Source organism: Anaerococcus tetradius ATCC 35098, from assembly GCF_000159095.1.
Classification (GTDB): Bacteria; Bacillota; Clostridia; order Tissierellales; family Peptoniphilaceae; genus Anaerococcus; species Anaerococcus tetradius.
This window is the reverse complement of record NZ_GG666365.1, coordinates 1-363: the sequence shown is the minus strand read 5'-3', so window position 1 is coordinate 363 and position 363 is coordinate 1. Positions and strand designations below refer to the sequence as shown.

Sequence of the window (363 nt, the reverse complement as noted above, 5' to 3'; positions counted from 1 at the left end):
TCCGCTATCTGGGTCAACTTTTACGTCTGATCCTTCTGGCACTGACCATTTTCCTGTTTGTGGATCTTTTGTTGCTGTAACTTTTACAGCTTCTGTTTTTCCTGTTGGAACATAAGTTACTTCAACTTCTTTTGTATCTGCGTCTGTTGGTGGTGTTACTGTTACATCACCGTTGTCTTTGGCTTCTACTTTTGGTGCTGCTGGGGCTTTCTTGTCAGCTGGTGTTTTTGCATTAGCTTTTGATGTGTCTGTTGGTGTTGATTCATTTCCAGTTTTGTCTTTTGCTTTTGCACTTACTTCTGTACCATCTGCTACTTTGTCTGCTGGTACTGTAATTACACCTGTATCTGGGTCAACTGTTAT

1 protein-coding gene is annotated in these 363 nt (G+C 41.0%); it reads right to left on the bottom strand.

The window, feature by feature from the left end:
- The coding region (locus tag HMPREF0077_RS10850) for a hypothetical protein (RefSeq protein ID WP_040349838.1) at positions 1 to 363 on the bottom strand (363 nt) is incomplete at both ends.